The 18149-nt window shown below is 48.5% G+C and carries 17 protein-coding genes; 4 read left to right on the plus strand and 13 right to left on the minus strand.

All coding sequences use genetic code 11. The annotated features are described in order from the left end of the window. Positions 1-122: 122 nt before the first annotated feature. From F0316_RS13520 to F0316_RS13585, 13 genes are all read right to left on the minus strand, one after another. Positions 123-1004, minus strand: a complete 882-nt coding sequence (locus F0316_RS13520; RefSeq protein ID WP_000166627.1) for a ParB/RepB/Spo0J family partition protein — start codon at positions 1002-1004, stop codon at positions 123-125. A 26-nt stretch (positions 1005-1030) separates the two neighbouring features. Continuing rightward, the gene (locus tag F0316_RS13525) at positions 1031-1804 is read right to left on the minus strand and encodes a ParA family protein (protein ID WP_000516546.1); all 774 of its coding nucleotides are present in this window, start codon (positions 1802-1804) and stop codon (positions 1031-1033) included. A gap of 14 nt (positions 1805-1818) precedes the next feature. Further along, positions 1819-2451 (minus strand): 16S rRNA (guanine(527)-N(7))-methyltransferase RsmG, encoded by a 633-nt coding sequence (gene rsmG / locus F0316_RS13530; protein ID WP_114743414.1) that lies wholly within the window; start codon positions 2449-2451, stop codon positions 1819-1821. After that, positions 2451-4346 (minus strand): tRNA uridine-5-carboxymethylaminomethyl(34) synthesis enzyme MnmG, encoded by a 1896-nt coding sequence (gene mnmG, locus F0316_RS13535; RefSeq protein WP_149560550.1) that lies wholly within the window; start codon positions 4344-4346, stop codon positions 2451-2453. The genes rsmG and mnmG overlap by 1 nt, the downstream gene beginning before the upstream one ends. Positions 4347-4820: 474 nt before the next feature. Beyond that, complete coding sequence (gene mioC / locus F0316_RS13545; RefSeq protein ID WP_000581314.1) at positions 4821-5255, minus strand: FMN-binding protein MioC; 435 nt, start codon at positions 5253-5255, stop codon at positions 4821-4823. 9 nt (positions 5256-5264) lie between these two features. After that, positions 5265-6626: a tRNA uridine-5-carboxymethylaminomethyl(34) synthesis GTPase MnmE gene (mnmE, locus tag F0316_RS13550; protein WP_000205962.1), complete on the minus strand. Its 1362-nt coding sequence runs from the start codon at positions 6624-6626 to the stop codon at positions 5265-5267. A 93-nt stretch (positions 6627-6719) separates the two neighbouring features. Then, positions 6720-8345: a membrane protein insertase YidC gene (yidC, locus tag F0316_RS13555; protein WP_000378233.1), complete on the minus strand. Its 1626-nt coding sequence runs from the start codon at positions 8343-8345 to the stop codon at positions 6720-6722. Between the two features lie 2 nt (positions 8346-8347). Next, positions 8348-8605 (minus strand): membrane protein insertion efficiency factor YidD, encoded by a 258-nt coding sequence (gene yidD / locus F0316_RS13560; protein WP_001886301.1) that lies wholly within the window; start codon positions 8603-8605, stop codon positions 8348-8350. Further along, positions 8572-8895, minus strand: a complete 324-nt coding sequence (gene rnpA / locus F0316_RS13565; RefSeq protein WP_000957257.1) for a ribonuclease P protein component — start codon at positions 8893-8895, stop codon at positions 8572-8574. The genes yidD and rnpA overlap by 34 nt, the downstream gene beginning before the upstream one ends. 45 nt (positions 8896-8940) lie before the next feature. After that, positions 8941-9078, minus strand: coding sequence for a 50S ribosomal protein L34 (gene rpmH, locus F0316_RS13570; protein ID WP_000044781.1), 138 nt, complete (start codon positions 9076-9078; stop codon positions 8941-8943). Positions 9079-9319: 241 nt separating this feature from the next. Then, a complete protein-coding gene (locus F0316_RS13575) occupies positions 9320-10057 on the minus strand; it encodes an amino acid ABC transporter ATP-binding protein (protein ID WP_000593852.1) in 738 nt (245 codons plus the stop codon). Further along, the gene (locus F0316_RS13580) at positions 10054-10725 is read right to left on the minus strand and encodes an amino acid ABC transporter permease (protein WP_000505205.1); all 672 of its coding nucleotides are present in this window, start codon (positions 10723-10725) and stop codon (positions 10054-10056) included. Before F0316_RS13580 ends, F0316_RS13575 begins: the two co-directional genes overlap by 4 nt. A 77-nt stretch (positions 10726-10802) precedes the next feature. Beyond that, the gene (locus F0316_RS13585) at positions 10803-11549 is read right to left on the minus strand and encodes an amino acid ABC transporter substrate-binding protein (RefSeq protein WP_000683499.1); all 747 of its coding nucleotides are present in this window, start codon (positions 11547-11549) and stop codon (positions 10803-10805) included. Positions 11550-11860: 311 nt separating this feature from the next. Here F0316_RS13585 and dnaA point away from each other — a divergent pair, with 311 nt between their 5' ends. The 4 genes from dnaA to gyrB are packed head-to-tail and all read left to right on the plus strand — an operon-like array spanning position 11861 to position 17969. Continuing rightward, positions 11861-13264: a chromosomal replication initiator protein DnaA gene (gene dnaA, locus F0316_RS13590; RefSeq protein ID WP_149560551.1), complete on the plus strand. Its 1404-nt coding sequence runs from the start codon at positions 11861-11863 to the stop codon at positions 13262-13264. A gap of 57 nt (positions 13265-13321) precedes the next feature. Beyond that, the gene (gene dnaN / locus F0316_RS13595; RefSeq protein WP_000673169.1) at positions 13322-14422 is read left to right on the plus strand and encodes a DNA polymerase III subunit beta; all 1101 of its coding nucleotides are present in this window, start codon (positions 13322-13324) and stop codon (positions 14420-14422) included. A gap of 17 nt (positions 14423-14439) precedes the next feature. Continuing rightward, positions 14440-15531: a DNA replication/repair protein RecF gene (gene recF / locus F0316_RS13600; protein WP_001884355.1), complete on the plus strand. Its 1092-nt coding sequence runs from the start codon at positions 14440-14442 to the stop codon at positions 15529-15531. 20 nt (positions 15532-15551) lie between these two features. After that, positions 15552-17969, plus strand: coding sequence for a DNA topoisomerase (ATP-hydrolyzing) subunit B (gene gyrB / locus F0316_RS13605; protein ID WP_000070027.1), 2418 nt, complete (start codon positions 15552-15554; stop codon positions 17967-17969). Positions 17970-18149: the final 180 nt, after the last annotated feature.

Consider the following 18149-nt stretch of genomic DNA (forward strand, 5'->3'; position numbering starts at 1 on the left):
ATACGGTGGCATCAACTGATTGCAATGAAAACACCGCAAAAAGTTACAATTTTGCATACAATCCGACAACTTTCGCATAAACAATGTGATTTAACACAATTGATTTAAATCAATTATCTCACTTAGTTTTGCAGCTTGGCAATCAGTAGCTCTAATTTGTGAGGCTCATCAAGACTAATCGTCACTTTCGATTTACCGTTTGGGGTTCTCACTATAGAGACTTTTGCTGCTAATTTCTCACTTAAATTTTGTGACAATTGTTGTATTTCTAGGTCTTCTGACACGTTTTTTGCGTCAGATGGGTCAGATAAACATTTTTTTACAAGTTGCTCAGTTTGACGAACGGTCAGTTGCTTCTTCGCCACTTGCTGCGCAATTTCCACTTGCTGTTCACCTTCTAACATCAGAAGAGCACGAGCATGGCCCATTTCCAACTGTTTGGTCTCCAATAAGCGCTTTACGTCATCGCTCAATTGGTTCAAACGCAGCAGATTGGTCACGGTCGTGCGTGACTTGCCGATCACTTCCGCAACCTGCTGATGGGTAAGATTAAATTCGTTTTGTAAACGCTCTAGCGCTTGTGCCTCTTCCATCGCATTCAGATCTTCGCGCTGAATGTTCTCGATCAATGCCATGGCGATCGCACCACGATCTTCCACTTGCTTGATCAAACAGGGCACTTGCTTTAACCCCGCTTGTTTGGCGGCACGCCAACGACGTTCACCCGCAATGATCTCATATCCTCCGGTGGGCAGATGACGCACGACAATCGGCTGGATAATACCTTGAGACTGAATGGATGCCGCCAACTCTTCCAGAGCTTCTGGGGAAAGATCTTTACGTGGCTGATAGATACCGGGCTTGAGATTAGAGATGGAAAGATCCGCCAACTCACCTTCCGCCGACATCGACTGACTGAGTGAAGCAACTTGCTGCTTTTCGCGAGCCAATGAACTGGTCGCGAGTAGTGCATCCAGCCCTTTTCCTAAACCACGTTTAGTCATGTAAACGAATTCCTATAGTTGTTGTTTTATGCGGGAATCTCTTCGCGACGTAACATCTCACCAGCTAACGCTAAATAGGCCTTAGCCCCGGCCGATTGCTTATCGTAATACATCGCTGGTTTACCATGACTTGGCGCTTCGGCCAGTCGGACATTACGTGGAATAACCGTACGATACACTTTACTACCAAAGTGCTTTTTCAATTGATCAGACACTTCATTGGCCAAGCGGTTACGTGGGTCGTACATGGTACGCAAGATACCTTCAATTTTAAGGTTATCGTTAACCACGGCGGCCAGTTTGCTGATCGTATCCATTAACGCGGTTAAGCCTTCCAACGCAAAATACTCACATTGCATAGGAACCAGCACGGAATCGGCGGCTGCCATGGCGTTGATTGTAAGAAGGTTTAAAGAAGGCGGACAATCAATAAAGATGAAATCATAGTTATCACGCACTGAGGCGAGTGCGTTTTTCAAGCGCACTTCACGGGCAAACACTTCCATCAGTTTGATTTCAGCCGCAGTGACATCGCCATTGGCGGCAATCAAGTCATAGTGACCGGTGGTTTTGCGACATACCACTTGGTCAAACGGCGCATCTTCAACCAAAAGCTCATAAGCCGTGGAGTCAACCTGATATTTATCGACGCCACTAGCCATAGTGGCATTACCTTGTGGGTCAAGATCGACCACCAGTACTTTACGTTTGGTGGCGGCCATAGAGGCGGCCAGATTGATACAAGTTGTTGTTTTCCCAACTCCGCCTTTCTGATTGGCGATTGCTACGATTTTACCCACGGTATGCCTCGCTGTTATCCCTTGCGCGATAAGATTACAAGATGACGCTCACCTTCCAACTCAGGAACTTGCAAAGCTTTGATATCGGTCACAGAACACCACTCAGGGAGTAGGGAGATTTCATCATCAGGCCGTACTCCTTTGAGGGCTAAAAATACCCCACCATTCGGTTTTGGTAGATGCTGACACCAGTTGACCATGTCGGTCATCGACGCAAAAGCGCGGCTTAATACGCCATCAAAACCAGATTCAGGATCAAACTCTTCCACTCGACTCTGCACGGGTAACACATTGTTGATCTTGAGATCGTGGATCACCTGTTTTAGAAAACGGATCCGTTTACCAAGACTATCGAGCAGCACAAACTCTTTATCTGGGTGCATGATCGCAAGCGGGATACCAGGCAATCCAGGCCCAGTACCCACATCAATAAAGCGCTCACCGACGAGATGCGGACTGACCACTAAACTATCAAGAATGTGTTTCACCAACATTTCCATCGGATCCCGCACGGAAGTGAGGTTATAAGCTTTGTTCCATTTGTCGAGCAGCTGCACATACCCAACGAGCTGCTCACGTTGCTGCTCTGTCACCGTTAAGCTGGTTTTGCTGATCAAGGCGTCGAGTTTGACTCGTAACGGATTCATTACGCCGCTTCTCCCTTTTTCAGCATGCCGTGTTTTTTCAGGTGAACCAGCAAAATCGAAATCGCCGCAGGCGTGATACCTGAAATACGTGATGCAATTCCAATGGTTTCTGGTTTAGTCGCATTGAGCTTCAATACCACCTCGTTTGAAAGACCTTTGACTTGCTTATAATCAAGCTCTGCTGGCAACTTGGTATGTTCATGGCGCAGCGATTTTTCAATTTCATCTTGCTGGCGTTGAATGTAGCCATCGTATTTAACTTGAATCTCTACCTGTTCGGCGGCTTCAGCATCTTCCAAAGCTGGGGCAAAAGCCGGCAAAGTGGTCAGCAGCTCATAGGTCATTTCAGGGCGACGCAGTAAGTCTTCACCACTGGCTTCACGCGACATCGGCGTTTTAAGCAGAGTATTGAGCTGTTCGACGCCAACCGAGTTTGGATTCATCCAAGTTTCTTGCAAGCGTTGACGCTCTTTGGCCATGTTGTCGATTTTTTGGTTGAAACGCGCCCAACGCGCATCATCCACAAGGCCAAGCTCACGCGCTTTTTCGGTCAAACGCAGATCAGCGTTGTCTTCACGCAGCAGCAGACGATATTCCGCGCGCGAAGTGAACATACGGTAAGGCTCTTTAGTGCCCATGGTCGAAAGATCGTCGATCAACACGCCCATGTACGCCTGATCGCGACGTGGGCTCCAGCCTTCTTTGTCTTGGCTGTACAAGCTGGCGTTCAGACCCGCCATCAAGCCTTGCGCAGCGGCTTCTTCGTAACCAGTAGTGCCGTTGATTTGTCCTGCAAAGAACAAACCATGGATATATTTGGTTTCATACGTTTGCTTCAAATCACGTGGATCGAAGAAGTCGTATTCAATCGCGTAACCCGGACGAACGATATGTGCGTTCTCAAAACCTTTCATTGAACGTACGATCTGCATTTGCACGTCAAATGGCAAGCTGGTGGAAATGCCGTTCGGATAGAGTTCAGTGGTGGTTAAACCCTCTGGCTCAATAAAAATTTGGTGACTGTCTTTATCGGCAAAACGCATCACTTTATCTTCGATCGATGGACAGTAACGCGGGCCGATCCCTTCGATGATCCCGGCATACATAGGGCTGCGATCAAGGTTAGCGCGGATCACATCATGGGTGCGCTCATTGGTGTGCGTGATGTAACACGGAATTTGGCGTGGATGGTGCTCACGTTTACCCATAAAAGAGAATACTGGAGTTGGGTTGTCACCGTGTTGCGCTTCCAATACCGAGAAATCAACGCTATTGGCATCGATACGTGGTGGTGTGCCGGTTTTTAAGCGATCAACACGAAATGGCAGTTCACGCAGTCGGTGCGCCAAAGCGATCGATGGTGGATCCCCAGCACGACCTCCAGCATAGTTTTCAAGGCCGATATGGATCTTACCGCCAAGGAAAGTCCCTACGGTTAACACTACCGCTTTGGCATGAAATTTCAGGCCCATCTGAGTCACAACACCACGAATATGATCATGCTCGACGATCACATCATCTACCGCTTGTTGGAACAGGGTGAGATTCGGGGTGTTTTCTAACACATTACGCACATAGGCTTTGTACAGAGCACGATCGGCTTGTGCACGAGTTGCACGCACGGCTGGCCCTTTTGAAGCGTTCAGTGTACGAAATTGAATACCTGCGTGATCGATAGCTTGCGCCATCAAACCGCCCATTGCATCCACTTCTTTGACTAAATGACCTTTACCGATCCCACCAATGGCAGGGTTACAGGACATTTGGCCTAGGGTGTCAATATTGTGGGTAAGAAGTAACGTACGCTGTCCTGTACGTGCTGCAGCGAGAGCGGCTTCCGTTCCTGCGTGACCGCCACCAACCACAATGACGTCAAATGTTTCGTGATAAAGCATGAACGACCTCAGGTATTCATCGAGACTATGGGTTAACAAAAGAGGCGTATTCTAACCTCTTTCGGTTGGCTAGAAAATCGCTTTCCTGTTTTTTCGATCAAGGAGGGTCATTAAATATATATAAAGATCTATATAGAGATCTTTTTATTAGATCTACTATTAAGGAGCAGGATCTTTGTGGATAAGTGAAAAATGATCAACAAGATCATGCGATTCAGAAGGATTAGATCGTGTGATCAACCACTGATCTGATCAAGGATTAGCTGGGATCAAAATTCTATGTTATACACAGCCACCTTGGGATCTAAAACTTGTTATATGGATAACTATAGGAAGATCACCGGATAATCGTCTAGTTATCCACATTAGATTTGATTGAAAAAGCATCAATCAATTTTTTCACTACTATTAAATTTATCCACAATCCAAAAAAAAGAGCGGCATTAAGCCGCTCTGCATGGAATAGGTCATTATTTAGAAGCGATTGATGACGCGTTTGAGCCAAGCTTCAGCGGCATCTTCAGGCACTGGGTGCTCTTGTACATCGATGGTAAAGCAGTTGGCCAGAGGTTTAGCACCAATATCCCCCAGCAGCTGATAGGCATGTTTACCTGCCGCGCAGAAAGTATCGTAGCTTGAATCACCAATCGCGACCACGGCATAACGTAGTGCAGAGGTATTCGGTGGTGTATTCTGCAGAGCCTGAATAAAGGGCTGGATATTATCCGGGTACTCACCAGCCCCGTGGGTTGAGGTGATGATCAGCCAAGTCCCTTTAGCAGGGATCTCACTCATGTTGGGCTGGTTATGAATTTTGGTGTCAAAGCCTTGTTCTTGCAGTAAATCACTCAGGTGGTCACCCACATATTCCGCACCGCCTAGGGTGCTGCCAGTAATGATATGAATCATAGCGTTACTCTATTTCCCAATACAGAATGATGAAAAAATGCGGCCAAGCAGATCATCGGAGCTGAACTCGCCCGTAATTTCGTTAAGGTGTTGCTGGGCTATACGCAGCTCTTCGGCGAGGATTTCTCCGGCCATATAGCCTTCAAGTTGTTGCTGGCCAATCGCTAAGTGCTCTGCGGCTCGCTCTAGGGCATCGAGATGACGGCGGCGTGCCATAAAGCCACCTTCCTGATTGCCTGAAAAACCCATGCACTCTTTGAGGTGCTGACGCAAGGCATCGACCCCTTGGCCTGTTTTGGCTGATAGGCGGATCAAGGTGGGTTGATTAACATGGCAGATCCCAAGGGGCTCACCAGTTTGATCGGCTTTATTACGGATCACAGTGATCCCAATATTCTCTGGCAGTTTGTCAACAAAATCAGGCCAGATGTCCTGTGGATCGGTGGCCTCTGTGGTGGTGCCATCGACCATAAACAGTACGCGATCGGCTTGGCGGATCTCTTCCCATGCGCGCTCAATACCAATTTTTTCTACCGCATCAGAAGCGTCTCGTAGTCCCGCAGTATCGATGATGTGCAGCGGCATCCCATCAATATGGATATGCTCACGCAGAACATCACGGGTGGTACCGGCAATGTCGGTGACGATGGCAGACTCTTTACCTGAAAGCGCATTGAGTAGGCTCGATTTACCCGCATTAGGACGCCCAGCAATCACCACCTTCATCCCTTCGCGCATAATGGCGCCTTGGTTGGCTTCACGGCGCACTGCGGCAAGATTATCTATGATGGTTTGCAGATCAGCGGAAACCTTACCATCGGCCAGAAAATCGATCTCTTCTTCTGGGAAATCAATTGCTGCTTCAACATAGATGCGCAGGTGAATCAGCGATTCCACCAAGGTATGGATGCGTTTAGAAAACTCGCCTTGCAGTGATTGCAGCGCGGATTTTGCGGCTTGCTCAGAGCTGGCATCAATCAGGTCTGCGATGGCTTCCGCTTGGGTTAAATCCATCTTGTCATTGAGGAAAGCGCGTTCTGAGAATTCACCGGGACGGGCTGGGCGCACTCCTTTAATCTGCAAAATACGGCGGATCAGCATATCCATGACGACCGGGCCACCGTGACCTTGCAGCTCAAGCACATCTTCACCGGTAAATGAATGAGGATTGGGGAAAAACAGCGCAATGCCTTGATCGAGCTGCTGGCCATCTTCATCGGTGAAAGGCAAGTATTCGGCATAGCGGGGTCTGAGCGTGCGTCCAGTGACTGTCTGCGCGACGTGGGCAGCCAGTGGGCCTGATACACGAATAATGCCGACACCACCACGGCCGGGTGCCGTAGCCTGCGCGACAATGGTATCTGTTGTCATAGTGTTACCTGAACAGGATTGAATTAGCGCCATTGTAATCAGCAGCCAACAAAAAGGCGACCTTTTGGCCGCCTCTTTATTACTCAATCAAACTTACTTGGAGTGTAAGCCTTTTTTCTCTAGCGCTTTATAGATCAGCGTTTGCTGGATTAGCGTTACGATGTTCGACACCAACCAGTACAGAACCAGACCTGATGGGAACCACAGGAAGAAGAAAGTGAACATCACTGGCATGAAGGTCATGATCTTCTGTTGCATTGGATCGGTGATCGTGGTCGGGCTCATCTTCTGGATAACGAACATGCTCGCACCCATCAGCAGTGGCAAGATGTAGTAAGGATCTTGCGCGGACAAGTCATGAATCCAACCAAAGAATGGAGAGTGACGCAGCTCTACCGACTCCATCAGTGCCCAGTACAGCGCAATGAAAATCGGCATTTGCAGAAGGATAGGGAGACAGCCACCCAGTGGGTTTACTTTCTCTTTCTTATACAGCTCCATCATCTCTTGGCTCATGCGCTGGCGATCATCGCCAATCCGCTCACGCATCGCTTGCAATTTGGGTTGCAGCATGCGCATTTTCGCCATTGAGGTGTACTGTGCTTTGGTCAGTGGGTACATCGCACCTCGAACAATAAAGGTTAAGCAGATGATGGCCACACCCCAGTTGCCAACAAAGTTCTGAATCACAGACAGCAACCAGTGCAATGGCTTAGCAATGAACCACAACCAACCATAATCAACCACCAGATCAAGATTAGGCGCTGTTGCAGCCATTTGGTCTTGCAGTTTTGGGCCTACCCATAAGGTTGCTTCAAACTCTGCTTTATCACCGTTGGCAATGGTTTTGTTTGGTGTACGGATACCCATATCACCTAAATTATTGATAACGCGTGAGTAAAGCTGTGCTTGCGGCTCATCGCGTGGGATCCATGCTGAAGCGAAGTAGTGCTGGATCATCGCGACCCAGTTTACCGTCACATCGTTTGGTGCACTGAGGTTGCGATCTTTCATGTCATCGAAGCTGTACTTCTTGTAACGCACATCGCTGGTTGAGTAAGCACCACCACGGTAAGTTGGCATGGCGAGGTTGCCACCAGAATCCAGCAGATTTTGGCGCAGGTGAGCATACATACCTAGTGTGGCTTCGCTACCTGAATTATTGGCGACGTCAAACACCACATCCACGGCGTAGCTACCACGCTTAAGAATGAAGGTTTTCGTGTAGTCAATGCCATTGGCTTGATAGGTCATAGGAATGCGCAGTTCATCTTGGCCTTCGGCCAGAGTGAAACTATCCGCACTCACTTGGTAAGCGGGACGATTATTGCTAGTGACGTCAATGCCTTGTGGGCCGACTAAACCACTTTGAGCAATAAACTGATGGCCTTGGGTGTTTTGCAACAAGACAAAAGACTCAGGCGAATTGAGCTCTTCTGAGTATTGATTCAGTTTTGCGCTAACCACATCGCCGCCGAGCGTATCAATAGACAGAGTCAGTACATCGGTTGAGACGGTAATGGTCTTGGCCTTCGCCGCCACATTTTGTGCAGGCGTTGGATCTAACTCATCGGAAAATGAAGGAGCAGGAGCTGCGCCTGTGGATTGGGCCTGCTGTGTCGCTTGCGGTGCAGGGTTCTTCGCTACTTGCCATTGTTGAAACAGTAGGAAAGAAACCAGCGCCAGAGCGATTAACAAGATATTACGTTGAGAATCCATCGTTATTTATCTCTGTCTTGTTTTTGGACTGGTGGAACGGGGTCAAAGCCCCCTTCGTTCAAAGGGTGGCATTTTAATAGACGTTTGGTGGATAACCAACATCCTTTTATAAAACCGTGAGCTCGCAGCGCTTCTATCGCATACGTGGAACAAGTAGGAGTGAATCGGCAGCGTGGGCCGATAAGTGGACTAATAAACCACTGGTAAAGTTTTACAATACCAATGGCTAACCACGAGAAGGGCGAGAGAGGCGTTGCCATAGTTTGCCAAGCAAGTTAAACAGTTCTTCATTGCTCAAATCTTGCGCGCTCTTTTTCGCGATGACAACAAAATCTTTGTTAGCCAGTTGATTTTGATGTAAGCGAAAGCTTTCTCGGCAAATACGTTTGAATCGATTACGGCCGACGGCAGTTTTGATCTGCTTTTTAGGAACCGCGAGTCCCAAACGAGGATGAGAAAGATTATTAGCGCGAGCGATGATTGTGAGATGGGGAGAACCAGCACTGTGAGCTTGCTGGAAGACTTTTTGATAATGTTCGGGAGTTAACAAACGTAACTCCCGATTGAATGCGTACGTACTCAAAATAATTCGAGATTATTTTGACAGGCGCTTACGGCCTTTTGCACGACGTGCATTCAGAACTTTACGACCGTTCGCAGTCGCCATGCGAGCACGGAAACCGTGAGTACGCTTGCGCTTCAGAACTGAAGGTTGAAAAGTGCGTTTAGACATGATGTTACCTTTACTGATCAGTAGTTTTAGGTTCTTGGTTAACCCGGCGTGGGCATTAAGGTCTTCACTGAAGACGCCGACGCCTCTCAACAAAGAGGCGGAATTGTAATCACTGTCACAAAAGGTGTCAATGATTGGGTTTTCCCCAGTCTGAACTCACTCAATGAGCTGGCTCATTCTGGTTGCCGCTTTATTTCCGGTCGGCCGATTATACGGACAAACCGCAAAATCTCAAGGATCCTTAACGGATCCCGACTTGATTGAGGAATTTTCTTAAGCGCGGATCCTGTGGATGGTCAAAGATATCCTGTGGAGAACCTTGCTCGACAATCTTTCCTTCGGCCATAAAGATCACACGATCGGCGACTTCTTTGGCAAACTGCATCTCATGAGTGACCACCAACATGGTTTGATGTTGAGTCGCCAATTTTTTCATAAGAGCCAGCACTTCACCCACCCATTCAGGATCGAGGGCGGAGGTGGGTTCATCGAACAGCAGCAGTTCAGGTTGCAGCGCCATCGCGCGGCCAATCCCAACCCGTTGCTGCTGGCCGCCAGAGAGTGCTGCGGGATAGCTATCACCTTTATCGCCAAGGCCGATATCATCGAGAATTTGCTGCGCTCGTTGGTGCGCTTGAGCTTTTTTCCAGCCGCGTACCGTGATCAAGGCTTCTGCAATGTTTTGTCGCGCGGTTAAATGAGCGAATAGCGCATAGTTTTGAAACACAAAACCGGTTTTACGGCGCAGTGCCAGCACATCAGCTTTGGTATGTTTTTGGGTATCGACGGTGAGTTCATCAATACGAATACTGCCCTGATCGGCTTGCTCAAGAAAGTTCACGCAGCGAAGTAGAGTGGATTTACCTGTGCCACTGGAGCCGATGATGACCACGATCTCTCCGCGTTGGATTTCAAGATCAATGCCTTTTAGTACTTCACTGGTACCAAACCTTTTGTGGATATTCTGCAATTTAATCATCGTGCGTACGCCTTATTGAGTTTCTGCTCTGCCCAAGATTGCAGGCGAGTGAGCACCAAAACCACCACCCAATAGATGAGGGCTACCGCCAAGAAGGCTTCGAAAAAACGGAAACTGGATGAAGCTTCCATCTGCGCTTTAGCCATGATCTCAGCCACGCCAAGGGTAAAGGCGAGGGAGGTTGATTTGATCATATCAATGAAATAGTTCATCAATGAAGGCAGAGCAACGCGTGTGGCTTGTGGCAAAATGATCCGGCGCATCGCCTGAGAAGTGGTCATTCCGACGGATAAGCTGGCTTCCATTTGGCTGCGATCTATACCGATGATCGCAGCGCGAATGCTTTCCGCCATGTAAGCGGCAAAATGCAGAGTTAAACCGATCACCGCAGCGCTGAATGCATCAAGCCCAACCAACAGGGGGAAGACTTGCGGTAAACCGTAGTAGAGCAAAAATAACTGTACAAGCAGCGGCGTTCCGCGGAAAAAACTGATGTAGAGCTGGCTAAGGGGATCCAACACTGGCACTTTGAATACCCGAATATTGGCTAGAAACAGCGCCAAAATCAGCGCGAAAACTAGCCCCCAGCTGGCCATTTCCAGAGTCGTACCCAGATATTTGAGCAAGATTGGCAGCAGCTCAAGCATGTAGTGAAAGTCAAAACCCATCTGCTTTCCTTCCTAAAATAATCAAAGGTGGGAAAGTCCCACCTTTATAGAATAGAGTCTAGCTTGGTGAAGCAGAATTATTGCGAGATATCGGTACCGAACCATTTGAGCGCGATTTGGCTTAATGTACCGTCAGCACGCATGGCGGCGAGCGCTTTATTGACTTCACCTTGCAGTTGCTGACCTTTTTCGTTATTCACAAATGGCCACGCGTTTTCGATAGTTTCAAACGGTGAACCCGCGAGTTGCAGTGGTAAACCGGTCTTTTCGATCAGCTCAAGCGCAGACAGACGATCCATCACAAACGCATCGGCACGGCCTAAAGCCACATCGTGTTCAATGCCGGTATCGTAGGTTTTGATGTTGATTTTGCCGTCTTTATCATGGTTGCGCAGGAGCTGTTCAAAGTTAGAACCTAAATTAACCGCAACGGTTTTGCCCGCTAAATCGTCAATACCTTTAATCGCTTCATTGCCTTTACGCACCGTAATTTGTGCACCATCAATCACATACGGATCGGAGAATAGATATTTAGCCTTACGCGCATCTGTGATAGTGATTTGGTTAGAAATGGTGTCGATGCGCCCAGTTTCGAGCAGGCCAAACAAACCGGAGAAGTTCGCAGTAACAAACTCGACCTTATAATCATTACGTTTACCAATTTCATTCCACACATCCACTTCAAAGCCTTGCAGCTCGTCTTGTTTCACGAAGGTGAAGGGGAAATAACGGCCCGACATGCCGACTTTCACCTCGGTAGCTGCCTGAACGGTGGCAGAAGAAAGGGCTAGGGCAGCCAGAGCGATGTTAAACCAGTGTTTCATTGTGTGACTCCTGTATAATTTATGTTTATATCCTACTGGCAATTAAATCATTAAAAGAAATAACCAGTAGTTATTAACAATAACTGATCAAAATCAAAAACATGGGGATAACTACTAAAGATCTTGAGATATGTGGATCTTTATGTGGGTAGCACGGGCAAAATGTGTGAGGATCTTAGTTATCGGTCGAAAAATAATGTGAATAACTTAGATCTTATTCACTGGATCGACGATCCAGCGCTGGCGATCTGAGTTATCAACAGGTAGAATTGCTCCTCTTTACCGATCGTTGATTTTTGAGTGAGGGAATCGTGTCATCTTCGCTATGGTTGCAATGTTTGCAACGGCTTCAGGAAGAGCTACCTGCCGCAGAATTCAGTATGTGGGTGCGTCCGCTTCAAGCGGAGCTCAATGACAATACTCTCACTTTATTCGCCCCGAACCGCTTTGTGTTGGATTGGGTACGCGATAAGTACCTCAATAACATCAATCGTCTGCTGATGGAATTCAGTGGCAATGATGTGCCTAATTTGCGCTTTGAAGTGGGTAGCCGCCCTGTGGTTGCGCCAAAACCCGCGCCTGTACGTACGGCTGCGGATGTCGCGGCGGAATCGTCGGCGCCTGCGCAATTGGCGCAGCGTAAACCTATCCATAAAACCTGGGATGATGAAAGCGCAGCGGCCGATATTACTCACCGCTCAAATGTGAACCCGAAACACAAGTTCAACAACTTCGTGGAAGGTAAATCTAACCAGTTAGGTCTGGCCGCGGCTCGCCAAGTCTCTGATAACCCAGGTGCGGCGTATAACCCCCTCTTTTTGTATGGCGGCACCGGTTTGGGTAAAACTCACTTGCTGCATGCGGTGGGTAACGCGATTGTTGATAACAACCCGAACGCTAAAGTGGTGTACATGCACTCTGAGCGTTTCGTGCAAGACATGGTAAAAGCCCTGCAGAACAACGCGATTGAAGAATTCAAACGCTACTATCGCAGTGTAGATGCCTTGCTGATCGACGATATTCAATTCTTTGCCAACAAAGAGCGTTCGCAGGAAGAGTTCTTCCACACCTTTAACGCGCTGCTGGAAGGCAACCAACAAATTATTTTGACTTCTGACCGCTATCCAAAAGAGATCAGTGGTGTAGAAGATCGTCTCAAATCGCGTTTTGGCTGGGGCTTAACGGTAGCGATCGAGCCGCCGGAGTTGGAAACCCGCGTCGCGATCTTGATGAAAAAAGCCGAAGATCACCAAATTCATCTGCCGGATGAAGTGGCTTTCTTTATTGCGAAACGCCTGCGCTCTAACGTGCGTGAGTTGGAAGGCGCACTGAACCGCGTGATTGCCAACGCCAACTTTACCGGTCGCCCAATCACGATTGATTTCGTGCGTGAAGCACTGCGTGACTTATTAGCGCTGCAAGAAAAGCTGGTCACGATTGATAATATTCAGAAGACCGTTGCCGAATACTACAAAATTAAAGTGGCGGATCTGCTCTCGAAACGCCGTTCGCGCTCAGTCGCTCGTCCTCGTCAATTGGCGATGGCACTGGCTAAAGAGCTGACCAACCACAGCTTGCCAGAGATTGGCGATGCGTTTGGCGGCCGTGACCACACGACTGTGTTACACGCTTGCCGTAAAATCGAGCAGTTGCGCGAAGAGAGTCACGATATCAAAGAAGATTATTCGAACCTGATTCGTACGCTTTCCTCTTAATTTGCGCTATGGTTAGCGCACTTGCGTATTTCGCTTTCACCCGTTTAAGAGAAGACTATGAAATTTACCATTGAACGTAGCCACTTGATTAAACCCTTGCAACAGGTGTCCGGCACTTTAGGTGGCCGCGCCAGCTTGCCGATCTTGGGCAATTTATTGCTTAAGGTGGAAGAGAATCAACTGTCGATGACCGCCACTGATTTGGAAGTGGAACTGATCAGCCGCGTGACGTTAGAAGGTGAATTTGAAGCAGGCAGCATTACCGTTCCTGCGCGTAAGTTTTTAGATATTTGCCGTGGTTTGCCCGATAGTGCGGTGATCACTGTGCTGCTTGAAGGCGATCGCATCCAAGTGCGTTCTGGTCGTAGCCGTTTCTCGCTCGCAACTTTACCTGCCAATGATTTTCCGAACATCGAAGATTGGCAAAGTGAAGTGCAAGTCTCACTGACTCAAGCGGAGCTGCGTGGCCTGATTGAGAAAACCCAGTTTTCCATGGCCAACCAAGATGTACGCTACTACTTAAACGGCATGCTGTTTGAAATTGATGGCACCACCTTGCGTTCTGTGGCGACTGATGGTCACCGTATGGCGGTGGCGCAAGCTCAGCTCGGTGCGGATTTTGCGCAAAAGCAGATCATTGTGCCGCGTAAAGGGGTGCTTGAGCTGGTGAAATTGCTTGATGCGCCAGAGCAACCTGTGGTGCTGCAAATCGGTCATTCGAACTTGCGTGCTGAAGTGAATCATTTTGTGTTTACTTCGAAGCTGGTTGATGGTCGTTTCCCTGATTATCGCCGCGTATTGCCGCAACATACCAGCAAAACGCTACAAGCGGGTTGTGAAGAATTACGTCAGGCGTTTTCGCGTGCCGCGATTCTGTCGAATGAAAAATTCCGTGGTGTACGGGTTAATTTGGCCGATAACGAAATGCGCATTACTGCCAATAACCCAGAGCAAGAAGAAGCGGAAGAGCTACTGGATGTGAGCTTTGAAGGCGAGCCGATTGAGATTGGCTTTAACGTCAGCTACATCTTGGATGTGCTTAACACCCTGCGCTGCGACAATGTGCGCGTTTCGATGTCGGATGCCAACGCCAGTGCCTTGGTGGAGAATGTCGATGATGACAGCGCCATGTACGTGGTCATGCCAATTCGTCTGTAAGGTATAACCGAGTTACCATGCCGCTTTCCCGGTTAATGATCCAACAGTTTCGTAATATTAAAGCCTGTGATATTCGCCTATCAGCAGGCTTTAACTTTCTTATCGGGCCGAATGGCAGCGGTAAAACCAGCGTGCTTGAAGCGATTTATCTGCTCGGCCATGGCCGTTCATTTAAAAGCTCGCTGACCGGACGGATCATTCAAAATGAGTGCTCAGAACTGTTTGTGCATGGCCGGATTTGTGAGCATTCTTTGAGCTCTGATCAATTTGAGCTACCCGTTGGCATTAATAAGCAGCGTGACGGCTCAACTGAGGTTAAAATAGGCGGCCAAACGGGGCAAAAGTTGGCGCAGTTAGCGCAGATTTTGCCACTGCAATTGATTCATCCGGAAGGCTTTGAACTGCTGACCGATGGACCGAAACAGCGTCGGGCTTTTATCGATTGGGGTGTGTTTCATACTGAGCCCGCTTTTTTCGATGCATGGGGTCGGTTTAAGCGGCTCAGCAAGCAGCGTAATGCGCTGCTCAAAAGCGCGCAAAGCTATCGTGAGCTCAGTTATTGGGATCAAGAATTAGCCCGTTTGGCTGAGCAGATTGATCAGTGGCGTGAAAGTTACGTCAATCAATTGAAAAATGTGGCAGAGCAGTTATGTCGCACATTTTTGCCAGAATTCGATATCGACTTAAAGTATTATCGAGGTTGGGAAAAAGATCAGCCTTATCAATCGATTCTGGAAAAAAACTTCGAACGGGATCAGCAGTTGGGCTATACCTTTAGCGGGCCTAACAAAGCGGATTTGCGGATTAAAGTGAACGCAACCCCGGTGGAAGATGTGTTGTCGCGGGGACAACTGAAGTTGATGGTGTGTGCGTTGCGCGTGGCGCAAGGGCAGCACCTGACCGAGTTGACGGGAAAGCAATGCATTTATCTTATCGATGATTTTGCTTCCGAATTGGATAGCCTACGTCGCCAACGTTTGGCAGATAGCCTAAAAGGGACGGGGGCGCAGGTTTTTGTAAGTTCTATTACCGAAAGCCAAGTGGCGGATATGTTGGATGAGTCCAGTAAAACATTTCATGTTGCCCACGGTGTAATAGAGCAAGGATAAACAGAGTGAGAGAGTAACTCATGTCGAACAATTACGATTCATCGAGTATTAAGGTACTGAAGGGTCTGGATGCGGTACGTAAGCGTCCGGGTATGTACATCGGCGACACTGATGATGGCACCGGTCTGCACCACATGGTTTTTGAGGTGGTGGATAACTCAATTGATGAAGCGTTGGCAGGTTACTGTAAAGACATCGTGGTCACCATCCACGAAGACAACTCAGTGTCAGTCAGCGATGACGGTCGTGGTATCCCGACCGAAATGCATCCTGAAGAGAAAGTGTCTGCGGCAGAAGTCATCATGACTGTACTGCACGCCGGCGGTAAATTTGACGACAACTCCTATAAAGTCTCTGGCGGTCTGCACGGGGTAGGTGTGTCGGTGGTTAACGCGCTCTCTGAAAAAGTGCTACTCACCATCTATCGCGGCGGCAAAATCCACACCCAAACTTACCATCATGGTGTGCCACAAGCACCGTTGGCTGTAGTGGGTGATACTGAGCGTACCGGTACTACCGTACGTTTCTGGCCAAGCGCACAAACCTTTACCAATATCGAATTCCATTACGACATTCTGGCTAAGCGCCTGCGTGAGCTGTCATTCCTGAACTCTGGCGTGTCGATCAAGCTGACCGATGAACGTGAAGAAGATAAAAAAGACCACTTCATGTATGAAGGGGGTATTCAAGCGTTTGTGACCCACTTGAACCGTAACAAAACGCCGATCCATGAGAAAGTCTTCCACTTTAACCAAGAGCGTGAAGATGGCATCAGCGTGGAAGTGGCAATGCAGTGGAACGATGGTTTCCAAGAAAACATCTACTGCTTTACCAACAACATCCCACAGCGTGATGGTGGTACCCACTTAGCCGGTTTCCGTGGTGCGTTGACCCGTACTTTGAACAACTACATGGACAAAGAAGGCTTCTCGAAGAAAGCCCAAGCGGCAACCTCGGGTGATGATGCGCGTGAAGGCTTAACGGCTGTGGTATCGGTGAAAGTGCCGGATCCTAAATTCTCGAGCCAAACCAAAGATAAGCTGGTTTCTTCGGAAGTGAAATCTGCGGTTGAGTCAGCCATGAATGAGAAGCTGGCGGATTTCCTAGCGGAAAACCCAAGCGAAGCGAAAAACGTTTGTTCGAAGATTATTGATGCGGCGCGTGCGCGTGAAGCGGCGCGTAAAGCCCGTGAAATGACTCGCCGTAAAGGCGCGTTGGATCTTGCTGGCTTACCCGGCAAACTGGCAGATTGTCAGGAAAAAGACCCAGCATTGTCTGAACTCTACATAGTGGAGGGTGACTCAGCGGGCGGTTCAGCTAAGCAAGGCCGTAACCGTAAGAATCAAGCGATTCTGCCGCTGAAAGGTAAAATCCTCAACGTAGAAAAAGCGCGTTTTGACAAGATGTTGTCTTCACAAGAAGTCGCGACCCTCATCACCGCTCTTGGCTGTGGTATCGGCCGTGATGAGTACAACCCAGATAAACTGCGTTATCACAACATCATCATCATGACCGATGCGGACGTCGACGGCTCGCATATTCGTACTCTGCTGTTGACCTTCTTCTACCGCCAAATGCCTGAGCTGATTGAGCGTGGTTATATCTACATTGCTCAGCCACCACTGTATAAAGTGAAAAAAGGCAAACAAGAGCAGTACATCAAAGATGAAGAGGCGATGAACCAGTACCAAGTGGCACTGGCGATGGATGGCGCAGAGCTGCACGTGAACGCCGATGCGCCAGCGTTAGCGGGTGAACCGCTGGAGAAGCTGGTTCAGCAATATAACGCCGCGATCAAGCTGGTTGAGCGCATGAGCCGCCGCTATCCTTACGCGATGCTGCATGAGCTGATTTACGTACCACGCATCAATGCCGAGCTGTGTGCGGATAAAGCCGCAGTTGAAGCTTGGACACAGCGTTTAGTGGAACAGTTGAATGCTAAAGAAGTGGGCGCAAGCCAATACAGCGTTTTGGTTGAACACAATGCTGAGCTGAATGTGTACCTGCCAAAAGTTCAGGTGCGTACTCACGGTGTGACTCATGAATACTTACTGAGCGCGGATCTGATTAACTCGAAAGAGTACGCTAAGTTAGCCGATCTGTCGGAAGCACTGGACGGTTTGATTGAAGTGGGTGCGTTTATCAAACGTGGTGAGCGAGTACAACCGATCAGCAGCTTTGCCGCCGCGCTGGATTGGTTGATCAAAGAGTCGCGCCGCGGTCTGTCTATCCAACGCTATAAAGGTCTGGGCGAAATGAACCCTGATCAGCTGTGGGAAACTACGATGGATCCAGAAACGCGTCGTATGATGCAAGTCACTATCGAAGATGCGGTAGGCGCGGACGAACTGTTCACGACGCTCATGGGCGATCAAGTTGAACCACGTCGTGCATTTATCGAAACCAACGCACTGAAAGTGGCCAACCTCGACGTATAAGCGTTTGGTTGATTAACAATCTGCGATAAAAAAGCAGCGCTGTGGCGCTGCTTTTTTTATCTCTGCATTTTGTCCCTTCCCTCTGTTGGATGACGGCAGCCTCAAGCAATGACAAAAGGGAGCCATAAAAATTTTGTGTCGAATATCCTAGGTTGTTGGGCTAAAGCACCAAAATCAGAG

The sequence above is a fragment of the Vibrio cholerae genome, from assembly GCF_008369605.1.
Classification (GTDB): domain Bacteria; phylum Pseudomonadota; class Gammaproteobacteria; order Enterobacterales; family Vibrionaceae; genus Vibrio; species Vibrio cholerae.